This window comes from Brevibacillus fortis, from assembly GCF_046196545.1.
In the GTDB taxonomy this organism is placed as follows: Bacteria; Bacillota; Bacilli; order Brevibacillales; family Brevibacillaceae; genus Brevibacillus; species Brevibacillus fortis_A.
Genome location: NZ_CP176370.1, coordinates 741,628 through 762,891, shown reverse-complemented (window position 1 = coordinate 762,891; position 21,264 = coordinate 741,628). Strand labels below are relative to the sequence as shown.

Sequence of the window (21,264 nt, the reverse complement as noted above, 5' to 3'; positions counted from 1 at the left end):
TTCCTATTTTCGCACAGATCGCAGTGGAGTTCCAGTTCGTATCCCGAACAGGAAACATCATCCTTCCGGCAGCAATGGCTCGTACATCAAATAAGCCCGATTCTGCGTCAGCCATTCTTGCTCCATCCATTCTCCTTCCTGCGTATAAACGTCTCGATACAATTCATTCTTCCGTTCATACCCTCCCCAAATCGAAGGATGGATCTCATGTTCTTTCTCGATAATGACATACGTCCGTGTCGGTGGCATGTCTGAACGCCATTCCCCTACCAAATGTGTATCGGTCAGGTAGACATGCAGTTGAAAGGGTTGAGTCGTCCGGTTGGCGATTTGCAAATCCAGATAGTTATAGAAACAAGTCGCTCCACTTCCGAACGGCTGTGTCCGATTCGAATCGGGAAAAACATCGTAGCTATGACGATGTCGTTCCGTCACTGTCAACGGCGTATGCAGGGTCATCCAGTACAGCAGATTGGAGAGCTGACAAAGCCCTCCGCCAATTCCGGCTGTGACGCGTCCCTGTGAGAGCAGCATGCCCTCTACATAGCCTTTGCTACGGGTCGGCTTGCCAATCTGCTTCCAGTACGAAAAGGTTTCTCCGGGATGGATGAGCAAACCGTTCAGTCGTGCAATCGCCAGACGCAAATTGATCACTTTGTTATGCTGCATCCACATTTCCACGTTCTGCAATGGGCGTAACAAAATCGTTTGATGAGAATAATGGACATAACGCAACAAATCGCTTCTTTTCTCATGAGCGAACCTCGTTTGACCAAATGTCCATTGTACATACCTTTTCCAACGAAAATAGGCCATACCTGCTGCCAGACGCCACTTTCCCCGTGCGATCGGTTTCATTGTGCACCCCGACTTCCTGATTATTACAATAGACGCAGGAATTTAGGATGAAGTTGCGGTCGAATACGGGAGATCCCCTCACTTCTTACACTTTTGTAAGCGAGACGTAAGCAAATGCCATTTCTCCTCCATCCCCGGATGAGCTAGGATAGGAAAAGTGCGCGATCGGACGACGAACAACGAGAGAAGGAAGTGATGGGATTGAAAGAAAACGCACCTACCATGAACCAACGAATTCATACATTAGATACCGTACGGGGCTTCGCCTTAATGGGCATTCTCCTCGTCAACATCGTGGCATTGCTGTATGCGCAAACACCTGAAATAGGAAGTGTGGACCACTGGCTGTTCCAGTTTTTCAATTTCTTTGTGGAATCTCGCTTCTTCGTGATCTTTTCCTTCTTGTTTGGCGTGGGCTTCTATATTTTTATCAGTCGAGCTAAAGCAAAAGGGGCCAATAGTACCGTTTTGTTCATTCGGCGTCTGATTGCACTGCTCGCTCTTGGCTTTGTTCATAAAATGTTCCACCCTGGCGAAGCACTCTTCATCTACGCCATTTTCGGCTTGATCTTACTGCCTTTTTATCGTTTGAAGGCGCGAACCAATCTGATCATCGGCCTTATTCTGTCGATAGCTGTCTGCGCTACCGGCTTCAAGCCACTTTTGGTGCTCCCATTGTTTATTTTGGGACTTGCTGTCGGGCAGTACGGGGTCTTTCAGGACATTCCGAGATTTTTGCCTGTGATTAAAAAAGTGCAGGGAGTGACCTTCGTCCTTTCGTTAATTGGCTTGTTCATACAATACCGACTGACTCCAGCTGATCCAACAATGGGTGGAGCGAATCTGGTTGTAGACGATACCGTGTCTGAAGATGCACTTCAGCAGTTGATGAACTACACGATTGCCTTGACCTCCACAGGACTTGTCATGGCTGCCTTTTACACGACGACCTTGATTCGGCTGCTGCAAAATAAAACCGTCCTGACCATCCTCTCTCCGCTGACCAGCTATGGGCGCATGGCTTTGACAAACTACGTCGGACAAACCGTACTGATCCTTGTGGGAAGCTATTTGTTTGATTGGTTCGGCAATCTCGGCTACCTGCAAACGACACTGATCTGCCTCGGTATCTACGTAGTGCAAATAGTAGTTAGTGTACTCTGGCTGTCTGTCTTCCGCATGGGGCCACTTGAGTGGGTATGGCGATTATTCACGTATATGAAAATCACACCGCTGCGAAAATAAACAAGCAAAGACCCCAGAAAAGCTGCCTGACAGCTGAACTGGGGTACGGAAAACATTCCGACAATACGCGGTCGCTCATCCTTGAGCAATCCTCGAAAAAGGTTTTCTTATTTTTTCGCCAAGTATTTGCGAATGTCAAAAGCAACGGCTGCTACAATGATGAGTCCTTTGATGATGAGCTGCCAGTATGGGTTGACTCCGATAAACGTAAGTCCGTAGTTGATGACGCCAAAAATAAGGACACCAGCAAGCACACCTGGAACGGTACCAATTCCGCCAGACGTCGAGACTCCACCTACCACACAGGCTGCAATGGCGTCCAGCTCGTACATGTTGCCGTAGTTGTTCGTCGCGCCACCTGTCCGGGCTGCCTCCAGAACGCCTCCGAGTCCATACAAGGCACCAGCAATGGCATAGATAATCATGAGGTTGAAAGCGACGTTGATCCCGGAAACAGTTGCGGCCTGCATGTTGCCTCCGATGGCGTACATGTTTTTCCCTAACCGCGTTTTGTTGAAGATCACCCAAACGATGAACGCAACCATGATTGCAATGATGACAATATACGGGATTGAATATGGGCCACTCGGGCCGATGTACCCTGTCCCAAGCTGATTGAAGTCACTGCGCAGTCCAGCAATTGGCTGAGATTGATTGGGCTCCATATCAAAATAGATAGAGTTAAACCCATATACAATGACCATCATACCCAGCGTGGCGATAAAAGGGGGCACACTGAAGCGCGACACAATGATGCCATTGATCAGACCAACCAGCAAGCCCGCAGCAATTGCAATGAGAATGGGGATAAGCAACGGCAAATCGGGTAAATCCGGGAAAAACCTCCGCGGATAGTCTTGGGTTTGCAGCATCGAGGCGGAGATGACGGCCGTCAATCCAACCACTCGCCCCGCGGAAAGATCGGTTCCACCTGTAATCAAAACAAACGCGGCACCCAAGGCAATAATGGCGCGAGTGGAGGATTGCATCAAAATATCCCGAAGCGTAGTAATGGAAAGAAAATTGGGATCGTAAATCGCTATTCCCGCTATCAACAAAACCAGAACGATATAGATGGCATTTTGCGTAACAAAGCCTTGCACCTGTTTAGCAGACAACTGAGACATACCTGTTCCCCTCCTTTCTCACGCAAGATGTTTGGTAGCCAGCCGCATGATCTCTTCTTCGTTTGCCGCTGTACCTGACAAAAAACCGGAGAGCTTTCCTTCGCACATGACCATGATCCGATCTGACATTCCAAGCAACTCCGGCATTTCCGATGAAATCATGATGATGCCTTTTCCCTGACTCGCCAACTCGGCGATGATGGTATAGATTTCGTATTTGGCGCCGACATCGACTCCACGTGTAGGTTCGTCCAGCAATAAAATATCCGGGTCAGTCAAAAGCCACCGCGCCAGTAAAACCTTTTGTTGATTGCCTCCTGACAGGTTTTTAATCAGTGCTTTCATTGAGGGTGTCTTGACGCGGAGCATCTCGATGCTGCGGCTGACATCCGCTCTTCGCTTACGCTCATTGAGGAGCAGAAAAGGCGTTTGGTAACTGGCCAAATTCGCAATGACCGTATTTTCCAAAATCGATAAGACAGGAATGATGCCGGTGACTCGCCGCTCCTCCGTCAAGAGCGCCATTTTGTACTTCTTCGCATCCTTCGGTGATTTGATCCGTACCTCCTGACCGTTGATAAATACCTTTCCTGCTGACACCGCACGCAGTCCAAACAATGCCTCAATCAGCTCTGTTCGTTGTGCGCCCACGAGGCCGCCTATGCCCAAGATTTCGCCTTTGCGTAATTCAAACGACACGTGCTGAAATGACTGGGAAAAGGGAGAGCTCAGTCCCTCTACCTTCAAAATCGGTTCCCCTGGCGTATTGGATCGACTCGGGAAACGCTGCGTCAGATCCCGTCCGACCATTTTGGAGATAATCAGGTCTGTCGTCAGCTCAGCTGCCCGCCATGTTCCAATGAGCTTGCCATCGCGCATGATCGTCACGTCATCCGCAATCCGTAAAATTTCTTCCATCTTGTGTGAAATATAGATGATGGCGACACCCCTGCTCTTCAGTTCGCGGATGATCGCAAATAGCTGCTCTACCTCGTTTCCCGTCAGTGAAGACGTCGGTTCGTCCATAATAATCACTTTGGATTGGTAGGAGACAGCTTTGGCAATTTCAAGCGACTGTACCTTGGATACAGACAAATCACGGACGACAGCGTGCGGATTCAGGTCCATTCCCAGATCAGCAAACAGCTTCTGTGTATCCAAAAGCATTTTTTTCTCATCCACAAACGGAAAAGGACCGATTCTTTTGACCGGAAAACGTCCTAGCCATATGTTTTCCATGACATTGCGAAAGGGCACCGGATGCAGCTCTTGATGAATCATAGAGATGCCATGTGCCAGCGCGTCCTTTGAGCTGCTCATCGTCACCTGCTCATTGTTTAACACGATTTCTCCCGCATCTGGCCGATAAATTCCGAAGAGACACTTCATCAGGGTCGATTTGCCTGCTCCATTCTCTCCCATCAAGGCATGGACTGTTCCAGGACGGACTTTTAGCGTGACATCATCGAGTGCCTTGACCCCTGGAAATTCTTTATGAATGTGGTTCATTTCCAACAAAAACGCATGCTGGCCCATGCGAATGCCCTCCTTTTTGCAAAATCATCCCCATCACCGAAACAGGAGAGTCGGATTCGTCTCTTCACCGACTCTCCTGCTTTTTATTGCGCGTCGTTCATGTTTTCCTTGGTGATTTTTTTGTAGGGCACCCACACGTACTTGCCGTCCGTAATGTCAAAGCCTGTGGAATCTTTTGTTGGCGTTTCGCCCTTCGCCAATGATGCCGCGATGCTAAGGGTGGCTTTTCCTTGGTTATTCGCATCGTTAAGGACCGTTCCGAGCAAGGTTCCCGCCTCCAGCTCCTTCAGTGCAGGCGCTGTGGCATCCACGCCAACAACGGGCATATACTTGCCATTCGCAAAATAGCCAGATGCCTTCAGCGCTTCGATTGCACCCAGCGCCATATCGTCGTTGTTGGCAAGAACGGCTTCGATCTTGTCACCGGAAGCTGCGAGGAAGGCTGCCATCTTTTCCTGCCCTTTTACGCGATCCCACATGGCCGTATCTTCCGCGACCTTCTCTACTTTAATCCCTGCATCTTCAATCGCCTTTACCGAAAACTTCGTCCGCAGCTCAGCATCCTGATGTCCCGGCTCGCCTTTTAACATGACATATTGGAGAACGCCATCCTTGTTTTTGTCTGCTTCCGGATTTGCCTTCCAGTAATCGACGATCAGCTCCCCAGAGATCGTGCCGGATTCCTCCGCTTTTGCTCCCACGTAGTAGACTTTATCCCACTTCTGCATATCCTCTGGCATCGGCTCACGGTTAAAGAAGACGACAGGAATATTGGCTTGCTTCGCCTTGTCGATAAGGACGCCAGCAGCTGTGCGATCCACCGGATTGATGGCGAGGGCATTTACCTTTTTGTTAATGAACAAATCCACTTTGTCATTTTGCGTAGGCTGGGCATTTTGGCTGTCTACAATGTCCACCTCCGCTTTGCCCTCCGCGGCCTTAGAAATCGCATTGCGTACTCCTGTCATGAACGTATCATCGAACTTGTAGATGGCAACTCCGATTTTGGGATTCCCCGCAGGAGTCGATCCTCCCCCCGACGCTGTAGGCTGCGAACCGCCTGTTTGTGAGCATCCAACCACCGAGAACGTAACAGCGGCCACCAGTGTAGTGGCAATCAGCTTTCTCATTCGATAATCCCCCTTTATCCCCTATGTTTACATCTGATATACACCAAATGTAAGCGTTTTCCTAAATGTGTTCCATCGAAAATCCTGCGCATTTCTATCAAAATTCTCATCTGTTTTTCGGTGGCCTATTTAACGAAGGGGAAGAGCAGCTTTTGATTCTCCGACCAGAACATATTCTCCCGATCGATTACTTTTGTTCCAGTGTCGACCAGACTTGGCACTGCTTCTTTGTTGCTCGCTTCGACTGCGTACTTGACGCCGAGATATCCCATCGATAGCGGCTTCTGGATGATCGTCGCGGAAATGATTCCTTCCTGCAAATACTCCAGCACTTCCGACGGACTGTCGATTGCTACGATTTTGACTTTGTCCCGCAGTCCACTGTTTTCCATTTCCTCTGCCACACCGATTGCTGTACTGGCATCGAGTGCAATTACACCTTTCAACTGCGGATGCTTGCGGATCAGTTCGCGCGTCCACTCACCGATCTGCTTTTTATCCAAGGGAATATTGTCGTTGGCAACCAGCTCAACCTGCGTTTCCCGTGGGAGCAAATCGAGGACGCCCTGTTCTCTTCGTTTGGCATTTGCTTTTGACCGATCTGTGCCGAGCAATGCAATTTGTCCCTTTTTTTCGATCAGGTACACCATTTTTTCGAATGCCTTCATGCCCATATCGTAGTTATCTGTCCCAATGTAGCTTTTAACAGCTGAATCTTTTCCGACTGTGTCGAGTACAAGGATCGGGATGGCCCGCTCTCTTGTCAGCTTGATGGCTTCTCGCAAAACTTGTTCGTCACTAGGTGCCACCACGATTGTCTCGGAGCCATCTGCGATTGCCTGCTGCACCAGTTCCATTTGCCTCTGGGCATCCTCCTCATAGTCCGGCGCGTAAAAATTCAGGTTTCGCTCATATTCCTTGGCAGCCATCTCCGCCCCGAGCTTAACCGTTCGCCAATAATCGCCGTGCTTCATACGGACGATCAGCGCCACTGTCTTTTTCTTGTCTACTTCCACATCCGTAAGCGGAGCACTACACGAGTAAAAAAGCGTCACCGCTACCAAAACGAACAGTCCGCATACGCTAAATCGTTTCACCGCTGCTGTCCTCATAAACGATCTCGCTCCTCTGCAAGCTGGCACGGAATCCATACACGCACAACGGTCCCCTCTTCCTGTTCGCTCGCGATTTCCAAACCGTACTCTTCACCGAAGGTCAAGCGGATGCGCTCTTGCACGTTTTGAATCCCAACGCCCGAGCCTTCTTCGCTTTTGTAAAAGCCAGCTTTTACTTGTGCAAGAACATCAGGGGACATGCCCAAGCCATTGTCGCTTACCTGAAGTAACACCTTACCGTCGATGAGTGCTGCAAATATGCGAATCCGGCCCGGATCAGCCAAATGCTCAATCCCGTGGTAGATGGCGTTTTCCACAATCGGCTGGAGCAGTAACTTCAGCGTCAGACAGTTGAGCACTTTATCTTCATTTTCATCCTCGACCACGATTTCGTACTCAAATTTTTGCTTGTACCTCATTTTTTGAATAATGAGATAATGCCGTACATGTTCCAGCTCCTCCCGCACCGTGATAATGTTCTTGCCTCTGCTCAGGCTAATCCGAAACAGCTTTGACAACGAAGTAATCGTGGTGATGACATCCTCATTTTTTCCGTTGCCGACCATTCTGACCACAGAGTTCAACGTATTGTACAGAAAATGCGGATTGATCTGTGCCTGTAGCACCTCCAGCTCGCTTTTTCGTTTGGCTTCCTGTTCCTGAATGATCTGGTGCATCAATTCCCTGACCTTCGCGACCATCAGATGAAAACGCAAGGAAAGCTGTTCGACCTCATGGCTTCCCCGGATCGGTTCACTCTCTGAAAAGTCGCCCTGCTCCACCTTTTCCATGGATCGCTCCAGCAGCTTGATCGGTCGTGATATCTTCGCAGAGAGATAGTGCAGCACGAACAACACAATGACAATCACAAAGATGAGCAGCCAGAAAATGAAGCGACTGATTTCTTTTTTGGTCGTCACGATCTCGTCCATGTAGGAAACCCCAATGATTTTCCAGCCTAGCTGATCGATCGTCTTGATGGTAATCAAGCGCGTTTCGTCCTGTGTCTCTTCTACATAGCTGCCGTAGGAATGCTTCAGCGGCAAGGAACGGTTTTCATTTTTCAATCCGGCGTAAATCAATTGCTGCTGCGGATGGTAGACGATGTTCCCAACCAAATCGATGATGTAGACGTACCCCTTTTTTCCCAAGCCCACTCTTTGGCACAGGTCATCGATCTCTTTGAAATTCACATCGACTAAAAGTACGGCAGGAATTGCCCCGTCAGGTCCGTGGAGAAGAATTTCCCGACTCATCGAGACGACCCAGGTGTACTCCCCTTTAAACAAGTTCTGGATATGCGGGAGCGAAAAAGACAGGTTCGTCGGGTCCTCGATCGCCTTTTGGAACCAGCTCTGTTCCGTCAAACGAGTGTCTCTCCTCAGTACTTTGGAAGGAGTTGTGGCCAATAACGTTCCGTCTCGTGTAAAAACCGCGATGGAGACGATGTCCTTTCTCGTTTCTACGATTGTCTCCAGCTGTTCGCTCAGCTTGTCTGCCGTGAGTCCCTTGCTTCTTCGGATCTTGTCATCGACGAGTTCGAAAATTTGCGTCATCCCATTCAAATAGCTGTCCAGATTGTATTTCACCTGTTCCAGGATTTGCTGTGTATGCAGATAGGCGTTTTGCTCTGCCGTCTGCGCAAATTTTCCGTACAGCATCACCCCGACAAACAGCATGACGAGTACCGTCACGAGTGTAAAGGAAGTGGTAATGATAAATTGAATGCCTTTGACCTTGATCACCGCGAGCAATCGTTTCATGGGTTATCCTTCCTGCTCGCTCTGACTTCGGTACTCTTTGGCGGACATGCCTGCATACTTGCGAAAGCTGAAGCTAAAATAATTGGGATCGGTATATCCTACTTTTTCCGCGATTTCAAAGGACTTCAAATCGGTCGTCCGCAAAAGCTCCTTGGCCTTTTCCATGCGTAATGACAGGAGATAGGACACAAAGGTGGTTTTCGTCTCTTTCTTGAAAATACCGCTAAAATAACCGAGGCTGATGTGCAGATGATCGCACACCTTGTGGATGGATATGTCGGGAGAATGATAATGCGTGTGGGTGTAGTCCAATGCCTGGGTGATCAATCTCCTGTACGTCGTTTGCCGTCCGCTTGCGATACTCGCCATGATGCGCTCACAAATTTCTGTGATCTGTTCTCGGGCATCCTCCATACTGGTAAAAGTCGTCATAACCTGCAAGAGATAGCGTTGCCCACCAAACAGTTGATCCATGTCAACTTCGGCACGGTGGGCAGTCTTCAAGATGGTCGTCATAATCTCCAACAAATAAATCCGGTAGTCCTCAATGGATACGGGGACACGCGCCACTTGATCAAACAATTCATCAATCACGTTCCGGAGCTCCGCACTCGTCCCCATTTTGATGCACCGAACCAACTCATGCTCTCTTCTCTCATCGAGGCGTATCTGCTCACTCGCTTGCTTTTCCACGTCATTGATCACAATCATCCTGTTGCAGCCAAGGATGCTTTTGTAATCGAGTGCCTGCATGGCGTCCTCATACGAGTAGGGGAGTGCCGCAACATCTATTACGACGTTGCCAATTCCGATTGTTACCGTGATGCTCATATATTTTTCAATCGTACGCCTGATTTCTTCTGCGATGTTTTGTGTTCGCACTTCGATTCGCTGTGTGTCGTCCTCTTTTGTTCGCATGAGCAGCACGACCTGATCTTCATGGAGAAAAACGATGCCCGCCTGTTTGCCTGCGTTCAACTGCTCTTCCGCGATATTTTTCACAGCAAAAAGAAACAGCTGCTGCTCCTCCTGCTTGGACTGGTCTACACAAATGACAGCCACGAGATATTCGGGACTCCTGAGCTCTATTCCGTATTCGCAGGCTTTTGAAAAAACATCGTTCTGTACGAGCTGACGACTCAACAAAGATGATAAAAAAACCTCCCGCAACACCGGCAAGCTTTTTCGATAGCTATCGCGCAGCAGCTGAACATTTTCCCGATGGGCCGCCTCTTCGTCCATCCGTCGCTTGACCTTGTCCAGCGCTTCCATCAGCTCACTCGCGGAAAACGGCTTGAGCACATATTCATCAATTTGCAGCTTCACGGCCTTTTGCGCGTACTCGAACTCATCAAACCCAGTCAGGATAATGATGCGAATGGCAGGGTAATCGCGCCCGATGGACTCCGCCAGCTGAAGTCCGTTCATAAAGGGCATCTTGATGTCGGTTACAACGACGTCCGGTCGCAGTCTCTCGACCAGTTCCAATGCCTCTCTGCCATTTTCTGCTTTGGCAACCACCTCGTATCCGTGGCTATGCCAGTCAATTTCTTGGCTAACCCCTTCTCTTACATCTTCTTCGTCATCTACCAATATCAGCTTATACATAGGCACCTCCCGCTGTTGTACTTGTACAACGGGAGGCGATTGTTTTCCTGCCAATGGAATGGTAAGGCGCTACCACGTCTTATTCAGATCATCTGCATAGAACAGAATCGCTTTTTGATAGGCCAAAATCGTAGGATCGCTTGAGGTTTCTGCGAGGTTTTTCAGGAGGAGATTCATGGCTTCGTGGTGCTTCCCGAGATTGTAATAGGCCATGGAAAGAAAAATCGGAAAGGAACGGTCGCAGGGGAACTGTTGCATCCCCTTCGCGAGCGTATCTGCTGCCTTCTCGTATTGTCCCAGCGTGCGATACGTACTGCCCAGACCGAGTAATGCCCCTTGCAGGTCGTCTTCGACGGACAGTCCGAGCTCAATCGCTTTTTCGTAAAAGGGAACGGCTTCCTTCTCCAATCCGGCTGCGTCGTGGCACCACGCACATTGATATTGGGCGACAGGATCAGTCGGGGATTGGCTGACGAGCTGAAGGGCAAGCTGGATCGCTTCGTCCAGATGCCCTTCTTTTCGCAGATGGATGATATTTTGGATCATCTGGTTCATGTGAGCACTTCCTTTGCCTCGGTATCTCTCTTCCCCCTAGCGTAACAGGGCAGCTTGGCAAGGTGAAGCCAAATTACGTGCCCTGCAAGGATTTTGTCCGCTCTCTTTCACTTCTCCTTTGTCGGTACGCTCTCATCCACGACCAGCCCAAAATGAGAAACGGAACCAGAACCAACAGGATCAACAGGATGCCGTCCCAAAACTCCCACGAGTGAAGCGAAGCATTTTTCATGTCGTCGGCGATGATCCAAATGAAATCAAGCGCCATGCGCAGCTGATACTGGACAAAGAACCAGATGCCCCACACCGATCCAATCAAGTAGACCCAGCTATACCAGCGGATGACTCTTTTCTCATGGTCGGCTACGTACTCCCATTCCTCCTGCTCATCCTGCGTCAAGGAACGGAATTTCCCCTTTAAAAACAGGCGTGTATTCACCATCAAATTGGAGCATTGGAACTTGGTTGCCAACACGTAATACAAGTCGGTCTGCATGAAAACCATGAACTGAAAGGCCAAAGCCATGAGCAGGATCACATTCAGCATACGAATGAATGCTTCCATGAAGGGCACAAGCGTCAGCCAGCCTTGATCGTTGGCAAACAACAGAATCACACCGATTCCCATAAACATCGCATCCCAGGACATTCCCGCCAAAAACGCCCTGTATCTGCGCTGTGGCTCAACGAGAACAATATTGGACATATTCGTCTCTGCTACGGCAAAAACAAGTCGATGCCCCAAACCGATACGACTGCCGATCCCCAATGATCGGGCCCCCAACAAGTGGGCCATCTCATGGAAAAATAGAAAAACCCAAGTGGCCACGAAAGAAACCACAACCGAAACCGTCACGGAAGAAGAAACAAAAATATCGGAATAGACCGGGATATACTTGCCCGTAAACAAACAAATCAAAAGACCTGTGAAAAATAAGATACCGTATAATCCAAAGGCAACACGGTTAAAGAAAAACTGACCGGTACCCTGCTTGATCCAAGAGAAATGATCCACAACCGGTACTGGCTCGTTGACAACTTCTCCATCTGCCATGTGCACAAATTGATAGGAACCAATTAAATCCTGCGCAAAATCAAGCACATCCACTGGTTCGCCCAACCGTTCTTCCATGATCGTCGCGACTTCATTGATGCTCTTCCCTTCATCCAGCATATCGATGATCTCGACACCAATGGCCGGAAGCACAATGAAATTGCTGATATCCGTTCGTCCAATGAGGATCTCTTCCTCGTTTTCCGCCCGACGCGCTAGCGGGTGCATCTTGAGAATGCTATCTCCTGAGATGTTCAATTGACAGACACCTTCCTCTCTTACAGGAACGACTCCTTACTTTACGAGCACTTCATTTCTCTTGATATGAAAAATCGGCTCCGTTCCGCTGCCCTTGCCACAAGTCGGGCATTCAGCTTCATTACGCTCCCACTCAAAAAACACACTCTTTTCCAACGTGTTGAAATCGAAAATGATAAATTTGCCCGCCGATTGTACCGGAGCGATTCCTGTCAAATACCTGATAGCATCGGAAGCCATCATTCCCGTTATCATCATGGTGTTGGGTGCAATGGTGGCGGTAGGCAGAATAAAGTTGGTATCGAGCAGCCTTTGGATCAACTGCGGATAGTCCTCGATCTGTCTGGAACGATGCAAATGCATGCAGTCGATACAGCCTGTCTTGCCCGGTTCTACCATGAAGAACTGACCTTCGATGAGGTTGAATCCCCCAGCAATGAACGGGATTTGCAGCTTGGTGCAGGCATGATTCACCCATCTCTGCAAAAAGAAAAAGGGCTGATCGGCTGCGAGCATCACGAGGTCACTTCCGGCAATAGCCCGTTCCACGTCTTCGCTGGACTTGATTTGCATCGTCTCCGTTTCAATCAATACCTCAGAATGAAGCCTTCCGATGAAATCACGTGCCGCTTCCACCTTCAGGCGACCAATATCATGCTCGTTAAAGACCATTTGTCTGTTCAAATTGCTGAGCTCTACTCTATCAAAATCCACGAGCTTGATATGCTGGATTCCCGCTCCTACCAGATTGACCAGTAGTGTAGAGCCAAAGGCACCCATTCCCAGTATCGTCACTTTTTTACTACATACCTGTTCCTGTAGCTCGCTTGGGCTTTGATTGAGATCGGTAAACAAGGAGAAGTAGCGGATATTCGCTTTATATCTTTCCTTTTGTTCTGAAGTCAGAACGGAAGCCTCTTCCTTCGCCTGATCCATCAGGAAGCCCAATCCACTCAGTGATTCCACTGCTTCCGATATTTCTTCATACGTAATTTCGGGGTAATCCACAACCACTAATGTATGTATTTCACCGACAGTACGAGTGCCATCCATCATTTTGATCATCTTGCGGATGGACCCATTCTCGTCTTCCAATTCGAAAGTATAGCCAGGAGCCTCTCCCAAGCGGATCATTTGCTCTGTCACTTCATAAATGGGATGCACTGGTTTAAATAAAGGACGACGTTCCATACAAAACACCTCCCAATAATGGGGTTCGCTAACCCGGCTCATTTTAGATGAAAAAAGGGAATAGCTCGTGTGCTATTCCCCCGCTTCTTAAGAGAATTAAGCTGCTACTGCAGTAGTGCGAACGCTTTCAACTTTTTTCGCTTGGATTTTCATGGATAGTTCCTCCTCTCTATGATCGAAAATTAAGACAAGTTCATTATATTTCATAAATTTACAGAAATCTACAAATATTAGCAATAAATTATATATTTTGGTAATATTCGACTATTTATTTCGTAAGCAATAGGATTTTCCTTCCATTTTCTATCAAAAATCTTAAAGTTCCTTCTTTTTGGGAAAAGGTTTCTATTCTTTTTGGAAAACCACCCTGATTTTGGGACACTTTCATTTTGGGATTCGTAGTACTAGGATGTAATAGGGAAATTTCACCAAGATCACTTTTGTTTGATCAAAAAAGGAAAAGCTGCGCAGCGAGCCTTTTTTGCTTAGGGGGAGCACTAATGGAGGAAGATCGAGTGATCATCGGGCGGGTCTTGCAAGGAAACAAAGACGCCTACTCCGAGATCATTTCCAGATACCACGGAAAAGTAAGTTCCATTCTCCGTAAAATGCTGGGACATACACCGGATGCACAAGATATCGTGCAGGAAATTTTCATCAAGACGTATTACCATTTACCAGAATATAAAACAAACTACGATTTTTCTGCATGGTTATACCGGATAGCAGCCAACCACTGTCTGGACGAGCTGCGTAAGCGCAAACGAAAGCAGCAGCTCACCGCAAGCGAAGAGATAGAACCAGTGGATAGCCATACACCGGAGGTTGCCTTTCTGAATAAAGAGGGTCAGCGCTTGTTGCGTCAAAGGATGATGTCCGTCGAAGAAAAGTATCGGATCGTCCTCGAAATGCGCTACTTCGAATCATTGAGTTGTGAAGAAATCAGTCATCGATTGTCGATTCCGTCGAGTACTGTGCGGACGCGCCTGTCTCGTGGAAAAGACAAGCTCAGGGAAGCAATCGGGCATGCAGGGCAAGGGGGGGACTTTCATCTATGAAATGTTTAGATAAAGGACAAATTGCTTTGTATCTATACGACCTTCTTGAGCCAGAGGAAGCCGAGGTCATAGCAGCCCATTTGGAAGGATGCCGTTATTGCCAGTTGAAGTTAAAGCAGGAGCTGGACGAGCTGGAAGATCCGGAAGAATCGCTAGCGACAGACGAGCCATTCGAAGCTGTCATCCATGACATCATGGCGAGTCTTCCCCCTTACCCCATACACGTTCTGAAACGATCAGAGAGACAAAACAGACAGAAGAAAATCGATTGGAAAAAAAGGAGCCTGGATATCGTGAAAAAAGCCACCATCGCCGTAGCAGGAATGGCAGCAGTCGTCTATTTTGGAACCCTTACCTCACCGTCTTTTGCGACTTATGTAAGTGACTTGTATGCCGCTACCATAAAATCACAGCCGCAGCAGACGGAGAGTAGCTTGTTTACAGCAGAAGCGTCCGAAGACGCCCTCATCCAGCGCGGACTTCAAGAAGGATATAACAAGAAGCTTGATTTGAAAGCCACCGACAACGGAATGACCCTGGAAGTAAAAGAAGTCATGGCAGACACGAGGGATGTCCGGATTATTTTCGGATTCAAGGATAAGAACGGTAAGCAGCTTGAAAAGTTGTTCCGGAATTTCCCTCTGGGAGCTGAAGATAAACTGGACGAAACCTATGAAATCAAAATCACAGACGAAGATGGAAACGTTCTTGAGACAATTGATAAGTACCATCTTAAGTATAACAAGAAGGAAAGCATCGGCGAAAAAGATGAGTACTTGATGGTCAGCCGACCGATTAGCAGATATTTTACAGATGTCAGCAAGATTCCTGACAAACTGAACATCGAGCTTAGCATCAAGAAGCTGGACAAAGTTGACGGAAATTGGAGCGTAACCATTCCTGTTGATATTTCCAAAGCAAAAAAAGAAACAAAAATTGTTCCCATCAACGAGCAGTATACCGCTCCCAATGGCGAAGTGATTAATCTGAAGCAAGTAACGGTGACACCTGGACAGACTGAATTCGTTATCGAGAATACAGAAGGAAGTGGTAGTTCCCCATCCTTAACTTATGAAGTTGTGGACGACAAAGGAGCTGTGCTCGCAGCCTGGAGCAATCTTGATCTAACGAGTGAATTTGGGGAAGAGCCGAATCCATTTTTCAAAAATGTTAGCAGGGAGTATTTCGTTCGTGCAACCGACGACAAAGATATTCACTTCATCACCTTTCATTCCTTGCCGGCGGATAAAAATCTAACCTTTAGAGTGGGCGATAATTACGATCAGATTCCTTCGAATTTTAAGCAAAAGCTGTCCACTGAGACACTGAAGACCGCGCCTGTCACGATAAAGCACGATGGAAGTACGCTAACCTTCTCAAACTTTGCTTCAGAAGAGATAACAAAAACAAACCCAATCACGTCTGAAAAACATAAAATGCTACGTAGTATTTTACAGTTTGAAGCAACTTTGGCACCAAGTGTGGCCTACTTAGATGACTTTCAGGGTGTTGATGACAAGGGGAAAGAGTACCGTTTCTATTTCTTCGGCTCAACAACAAAAGATGAAAAGGGCAATTTTATCATGAAAGGTACACTCCAAAAAGATATGGACGTAATCCCGAAAGAGCTGACGTTTACCTTCGAGGAGCAAGTGAACGTAAAGAAAGACATGGACTGGAGCGTAGCTATTCCGTTGAAGTAGTACCGCAAAAATGAAAATCACCTCTCCCGATGAAACTGTAACAGCTCACGGGAGAGGTGGTCTTTTTTAGTTTTGGGTTCCTTTTATAGCCTTCACAGTAGCCAATGCAGCAGCAAGATCCTCATAGATGACATTCCCTACGACAACCGTATCTGCAATGGCGGCCATTTCTGCGGCCTGCTCTGGAGTACGAATCCCGCCGCCATAAAAGAGGTGGGCTTCGCCCGCGCCTGCTTTGGCAGCCTTCACGATTGCCGGATCGCCATATGTACCGCTGTACTCCATGTAGACAATCGGCAAACGGCAAATGTTCGTCGCTACCTGTGCGTACGCTTTGGCCTGCGCGGCATCCGCAATCGGACGTGCTTTCGTCAGCTGTGCTACGCCCGCTTCTGGATTGGCGATGATATATCCTTCTGTAATGATCTCATCCCAATGAATATAAGCGCCAAACGCTTGAAGCCCCGATACATGCGGAGCAAAAATCCAGTCTGGATCGCCAGCATTCAATACAAGCGGGATCAAGTACGAATCAAATCCCGGCACAACCGCATCCAGCGAGGAAATCTCCAAGACAGCCGGCACTGCGTAACGACGCAATCGCGACATCAATTCGAGCGTATTGTCATAGGTCACACCGTACGTGCCGCCTACAATGATCGCATCTGTTCCGGACTCGCAAATCGCCTCCAAGGCCTCGTTATCGATTGTTTTATCCGGGTCTAGTTTAAATGTATGGCGCCAGCCACGATAGTCAATCAACGTTGCCTGCCTCCTAGCTATTTTCCGATCCGCTCGAGCGCCATCTGGTATCCGTCATTTCCATAGTTCAAACAGCGTTTGACGCGGGAAATGGTCGCCGTACTTGCGCCGGTCTCTGCTTCAATCTGATTGTAAGTAAAGCCTTTGCGGAGCATTCTCGCTACTTCCAGGCGCTGTGCGAGCGACTGCATTTCGTTCACTGTGCACAGATCGTCAAAAAATTGATAGCACTCTTCCATCGTTTCCAGGGAAAGAACTGCTTCAAACAACTGTTCGAGCCCTTTTCCTTTTAATTTTTCCAATTGCATGTCTGTCACCTCTGTTATATAGTCCGTCTTTTCGAGCGGTTTCTCACTGTACAATTTTTAAGCACTAAAGCTTCAACAATTATCTTAGAAGAAACCGCCTTCATCCGCAAGCCCTAATCCTTACTGGAACTTGAGCGACTTCGACAGACCCGGTGAGGTCGGCAATATAGCCACCCATGTATTTCCTGACAAAAGCGGTGCTTCTTGCGTCAAAGCGGCGTCCTCATAGGCACGGATGACACCATTGCTGCGCTTCCATTTGACCTTCCGCGCTTTTCCTTGCTGGAATAAATAACCGTCCCCCGGACCGATTACATCGACGGATAGACGCCCTTCTTTATCCAGCACGCGGTGTTTGGCAGAGATGACCAACAGATTGGTCGTGGATAACTGTTTCTTGTCGCTCAAGTCCAAATGCGGCTTGCCTGCCGTGAAGCGCATGTATTTCTTTTGCTCGGAATCATATGTAAAAGCAGCTTTATTCAATGAGTGGAACGTCAGATCTACCTGTGTAGCAGGCTCGCCTTCCTTGATCTCGGTATCCTCCGGCAGGAACGTAAAGTGAGGTACCTCTGCCGTCTGACGCATCCCTTTATCCTGCATCGCTTTTTCCAGGAGTTCTGGCTTGGTGTACAGGTTATGCGGCATTTTGCGGAATTTTTCTCGCCAAAAGTACTGGCCGTTCGGGATTTCATCCAGATGGCTGAGGTCTTTTCGCGCCAAGGTTTCCAGCGCATCCGGACTGCCTCCCGCGTGAACGAGGACAGCATCAAAGCCGTTCCCGATCTGGATAAAATAAGGGCGGATACTGCGGACAGGTCCAATTACTTCCGGTTTTTGGCTTTGGAATATCGCAAGAAAGCGGGTCATTTCCCCTTCGGACAATACCTCATAAATCATGTCCGCTTTGTTGACGCCTGTTTGTGGACGGGCGGGCGGCGCGTTGTTGATCATTACCATGATCGGGCGTTTGCTTCCCAGGTTTTCATGACTGCCAAGTCCTGTCATCGGTGCCTTATACGCATACTCGATAGGCTGATTCGTTTCCGGTGGCGTCTGCACAATCGGATCAGGCATTTGCGGACTAGGTTGGGTATCCACCGGCTTTTGAGCGCATGCCGTCGTTAAGAGCATGAAGGCTAGTACCATGAGAGACGATTTGACTGTTCGTTTCATATGAATCGCTCCTTTCCATCTCTCGTTGTCTTTTTTTCCCTGTTTCTTTTTCCAGAAGGATACAGGGGAATCCTGCTTCCACACGTTTTCCACGATTCTCATACGTCCGTGCCACACATCTTGTTTTTGGCTATGCTACAATAATGAAAAACAGATGCAAAGCGAGGCCGAAATCTATGAATACCCCCTACCTCGTCTATCTGGTGGACGATGAAACGAATCTGTTGGAGCTGCTGCAATCGTATTTGCAAAGTGCCGGATTGCAGGTAAAAGCGTTTTCTAGTGGCAAGGATGTCTTGCCGTTACTTGATGAAGAAATACAGCCACATTTGTGGATATTGGACATCATGATGCCCGACATCGACGGCTATGAGCTCTTGCGTCTCATTCGTGAAAAATCAAATGTGCCGATCATCTTCATTTCCGCTCGCGATCAGGATGTCGATAAAATCATCGGACTGGAACTGGGCAGCGACGACTACTTGGCGAAGCCATTTCTTCCTCGTGAGCTGGTCATCCGTGCGAAAAAGCTGCTACAGCGCACCTATGAGAAGCCTGGTGCCTCTTCTTCCTCTACCCAAACTTTCCAAGATTGGGTAACGGTTGATCCTTATATGATCTCAGAAAAAGGCAGACAAGTAAAAGAAGGCGACGAGCTCATTGATTTAACCACAAAAGAATTCGAGCTCATCGTCTACCTTTTGCACAATCAAGGCTTGGCCTTAAATCGCGAGCAGATTCTGACCTCTATCTGGGGAGAAGACTACATCGGCTCAGACAGGGCTGTCGATGACTTGGTGAAGCGCATCCGCAAGAAAATGCCCAAGTTTCCATTGGAGACGGTCTATGGCTTCGGCTACCGAATGACAAGAATATGAGCAAATTCCGACTGAAAAACCTGCCGATCTCCAGGCAAATCCTCATTTTGTTCATGATTCTGACAAGCGTCCTTGGGGTTGGCCTTGGCATCGGGTATCCACTGGCTGTCAAACAGTATCTGGTATCCAACACTTACACGCTCTTGGAAGAAGAGTTTTACACATTATCTCAGCATATCTCCTTCAATGAGCATAATGAGCTGCTGCCTGTTCCGGCTGCGGCCCCTTACTTTTTACAGCTCTTGCTCCAACGTTATGAGTACTCATTTGATATGATCGTCTATGCTGAAAACGGACGAGAGCTGGGCAGCCGAAGCAATGGCCGCATTCCGTACGAGGATGCCAAGGAGTTGTTCCAACAAGCAGCCTCGTATCCAAGCAACAAGCTCCAGCATGGTTCGCTGGACCGTGGAGCCGAGAGTTATTTGTTCGTCAGCAAAAAAATGGATTACCACGGCTTCCCCTACTACATGGTGCTCTTCTCCAAGGAACAGGAGCTCAACCAGATCAACTCGATTTTGACACGTCAGTTTTTGTTCGTTTTTGGTCTGCTGCTGCTCGTAAGCTGGTTGTTGGCCGTGTGGTTTAGCGGGTATTTGAGCAGGCCGCTGCGTACACTTGAAGAGCTGTGTAAAAAAATCGCTCGTCGTCAGTTCGATATTCCGCTTGCGATGGATCGCGGAGATGAGATCGGACAGCTCGCCCGCTCATTCGATATGATGAAAAACCAACTGAAGGAATACGACGAATCGCAGCAGCATTTTGTCCAAAATATTTCCCATGAGCTCAAAACACCGATCATGGCGATTCAAGGATACACGCAAGGACTCATAGAAGGCGTCTTCCAAGGCCCTCAGGCTGAAAAAGGGCTTTCCATCATCATGGAGGAGAGCAAGCGCCTCGAAAAGGTCGTCGGACAGCTCTTGTATATCACGAAGATCGAGTCTGTCTCTCAGATGATGCAAGTCGACCGCGTCGACCTGTCAGAGATGATGCACCTGTTGAAGCAGCGACTCTCCGTGCTGAATCCGCAAATCGAGTGGGAGTTAAATCTGGCAGCCGACTTGATCGTGGAGGGAGACGGCGAGCAATTGAGCACTGCGTTCGTCAATATCATGGAAAATCAACTGCGCTACGCCAAAAGCCGACTTACCATCACAGGAAGACACGCGGGAAAAAGCGTCGTTGTCGCGATTTCCAATGATGGGCCACCTATTGAAGAGGCGCTGCTGCCGAATTTGTTCCAGCGCTTCCGCAAAGGAAAGTCGGGAAAGCATGGGCTTGGACTCGCGATTGCCCGTGCCGTTTTGGAAGCACATAAAGGAACGATCGATGCTCGCAACGATCCTGATGGGCCATGCTTTACGATGATCGTACCCGTTGAGTTTAAAGGCCGATTGAACTGATAGGAGGGGACACTTGTCCTCTCTTTTTCTATTCTAAAGGAGAAATTCGATAAAAGCGTAGGAAGATACCGTGACAAAACCAAGCTTCTCATACACGTGTACCGCCGTGGGATTATCCGCAAAAAGCCGGCTACGGCCATTGGCTCCTCCTCCTTCCGAAAAGAGCGCGATGTGTGGCGACTATATTCGGAATCTGTACGCGCGACAGGAGAGGCTCTGCTAATGCAATCACGCCCTTTTGTGAGCATCGGCTCCACCTCGTAATTTTCCTCCTCCTCTACCACATGAAGAGACAACCCGTGAAACGGCATCCCTTTTAAGTAGTATCCGATGGCGGTTACTTCTCCTTGAACGCTGTCCGTTACGACGACGCTCCTATCCGTTCGGGAAGTACATGTTCCTGAAAAATACACGAATCTTCTAACTAAATTTACTGCAAAAGCTGGCGATGTTCATGACCTGTTCGCAATTTTAGCAAAGAAATCACTCCTTCTATCGATTCCCTATTGACGTTGTCGTGCTTCACGGTTAAC

18 protein-coding genes are annotated in these 21,264 nt (G+C 48.3%); 5 read left to right on the top strand and 13 right to left on the bottom strand.

Annotated elements, in window-relative coordinates; all coding sequences use genetic code 11:
- Positions 1-57: 57 nt before the first annotated feature.
- Positions 58-858: a VanW family protein gene (locus tag ACKKE8_RS04175; protein ID WP_409177046.1), complete on the bottom strand. Its 801-nt coding sequence runs from the start codon at positions 856-858 to the stop codon at positions 58-60.
- Positions 859-1,053: 195 nt separating this feature from the next.
- Here ACKKE8_RS04175 and ACKKE8_RS04170 point away from each other — a divergent pair, with 195 nt between their 5' ends.
- Positions 1,054-2,103 carry a DUF418 domain-containing protein gene (locus ACKKE8_RS04170; RefSeq protein ID WP_409177045.1) on the top strand — a complete coding sequence of 350 codons (1,050 nt, stop codon included), beginning with the start codon at positions 1,054-1,056 and terminating at the stop codon, positions 2,101-2,103.
- Between the two features lie 107 nt (positions 2,104-2,210).
- Here the strand turns inward: ACKKE8_RS04170 and mglC are convergent, their stop codons facing one another.
- The 9 genes from mglC to ACKKE8_RS04125 all read right to left on the bottom strand — a co-directional run bounded on the left by mglC (position 2,211) and on the right by ACKKE8_RS04125 (position 13,440).
- Complete coding sequence (mglC, locus tag ACKKE8_RS04165; protein ID WP_409177044.1) at positions 2,211-3,230, bottom strand: galactose/methyl galactoside ABC transporter permease MglC; 1,020 nt, start codon at positions 3,228-3,230, stop codon at positions 2,211-2,213.
- An 18-nt stretch (positions 3,231-3,248) separates the two neighbouring features.
- A complete protein-coding gene (locus ACKKE8_RS04160) occupies positions 3,249-4,766 on the bottom strand; it encodes a sugar ABC transporter ATP-binding protein (RefSeq protein ID WP_409177043.1) in 1,518 nt (505 codons plus the stop codon).
- Between the two features lie 83 nt (positions 4,767-4,849).
- Positions 4,850-5,896, bottom strand: a complete 1,047-nt coding sequence (locus tag ACKKE8_RS04155; protein ID WP_409177042.1) for a galactose ABC transporter substrate-binding protein — start codon at positions 5,894-5,896, stop codon at positions 4,850-4,852.
- 125 nt (positions 5,897-6,021) lie between these two features.
- On the bottom strand, positions 6,022-7,008 hold the full coding sequence (locus ACKKE8_RS04150) for a substrate-binding domain-containing protein (protein ID WP_409177041.1): 987 nt from the start codon (positions 7,006-7,008) through the stop codon (positions 6,022-6,024).
- The gene (locus tag ACKKE8_RS04145; protein ID WP_409177040.1) at positions 7,005-8,774 is read right to left on the bottom strand and encodes a histidine kinase; all 1,770 of its coding nucleotides are present in this window, start codon (positions 8,772-8,774) and stop codon (positions 7,005-7,007) included. Before ACKKE8_RS04145 ends, ACKKE8_RS04150 begins: the two co-directional genes overlap by 4 nt.
- Positions 8,775-8,777: 3 nt before the next feature.
- Positions 8,778-10,382, bottom strand: coding sequence for a response regulator (locus tag ACKKE8_RS04140; RefSeq protein ID WP_409177039.1), 1,605 nt, complete (start codon positions 10,380-10,382; stop codon positions 8,778-8,780).
- A 69-nt stretch (positions 10,383-10,451) separates the two neighbouring features.
- The gene (locus ACKKE8_RS04135) at positions 10,452-10,937 is read right to left on the bottom strand and encodes a tetratricopeptide repeat protein (protein WP_409177038.1); all 486 of its coding nucleotides are present in this window, start codon (positions 10,935-10,937) and stop codon (positions 10,452-10,454) included.
- Between the two features lie 73 nt (positions 10,938-11,010).
- Positions 11,011-12,249: a PqqD family protein gene (locus ACKKE8_RS04130; protein WP_409177037.1), complete on the bottom strand. Its 1,239-nt coding sequence runs from the start codon at positions 12,247-12,249 to the stop codon at positions 11,011-11,013.
- A 36-nt stretch (positions 12,250-12,285) separates the two neighbouring features.
- On the bottom strand, positions 12,286-13,440 hold the full coding sequence (locus tag ACKKE8_RS04125; protein WP_409177036.1) for a HesA/MoeB/ThiF family protein: 1,155 nt from the start codon (positions 13,438-13,440) through the stop codon (positions 12,286-12,288).
- 500 nt (positions 13,441-13,940) lie between these two features.
- Here ACKKE8_RS04125 and ACKKE8_RS04120 point away from each other — a divergent pair, with 500 nt between their 5' ends.
- Together ACKKE8_RS04120 and ACKKE8_RS04115 are read left to right on the top strand one after the other, a co-directional pair.
- A complete protein-coding gene (locus tag ACKKE8_RS04120; protein WP_409177035.1) occupies positions 13,941-14,498 on the top strand; it encodes an RNA polymerase sigma factor in 558 nt (185 codons plus the stop codon).
- A complete protein-coding gene (locus ACKKE8_RS04115; protein ID WP_409177034.1) occupies positions 14,495-16,201 on the top strand; it encodes a DUF4179 domain-containing protein in 1,707 nt (568 codons plus the stop codon). The genes ACKKE8_RS04120 and ACKKE8_RS04115 overlap by 4 nt, the downstream gene beginning before the upstream one ends.
- A gap of 66 nt (positions 16,202-16,267) precedes the next feature.
- On the opposite strand, the gene ACKKE8_RS04110 is transcribed toward ACKKE8_RS04115, so the two are convergent.
- The 3 genes from ACKKE8_RS04110 to ACKKE8_RS04100 all read right to left on the bottom strand — a co-directional run bounded on the left by ACKKE8_RS04110 (position 16,268) and on the right by ACKKE8_RS04100 (position 18,447).
- The gene (locus tag ACKKE8_RS04110) at positions 16,268-16,963 is read right to left on the bottom strand and encodes a heptaprenylglyceryl phosphate synthase (RefSeq protein ID WP_409177033.1); all 696 of its coding nucleotides are present in this window, start codon (positions 16,961-16,963) and stop codon (positions 16,268-16,270) included.
- A 17-nt stretch (positions 16,964-16,980) separates the two neighbouring features.
- Positions 16,981-17,271, bottom strand: a complete 291-nt coding sequence (locus ACKKE8_RS04105) for a YerC/YecD family TrpR-related protein (protein ID WP_007717484.1) — start codon at positions 17,269-17,271, stop codon at positions 16,981-16,983.
- Positions 17,272-17,391: 120 nt separating this feature from the next.
- A complete protein-coding gene (locus ACKKE8_RS04100; RefSeq protein ID WP_409177032.1) occupies positions 17,392-18,447 on the bottom strand; it encodes a DUF3048 domain-containing protein in 1,056 nt (351 codons plus the stop codon).
- A 176-nt stretch (positions 18,448-18,623) separates the two neighbouring features.
- On the opposite strand from ACKKE8_RS04100, the gene ACKKE8_RS04095 reads away from it, so the two are divergent.
- Entirely contained in the window at positions 18,624-19,325 is a 702-nt protein-coding gene (locus ACKKE8_RS04095) for a response regulator transcription factor (RefSeq protein ID WP_409177031.1), read from the top strand.
- Positions 19,322-20,731 carry an ATP-binding protein gene (locus tag ACKKE8_RS04090; protein WP_409177030.1) on the top strand — a complete coding sequence of 470 codons (1,410 nt, stop codon included), beginning with the start codon at positions 19,322-19,324 and terminating at the stop codon, positions 20,729-20,731. Before ACKKE8_RS04095 ends, ACKKE8_RS04090 begins: the two co-directional genes overlap by 4 nt.
- The last annotated feature ends 533 nt before the right edge of the window (positions 20,732-21,264 follow it).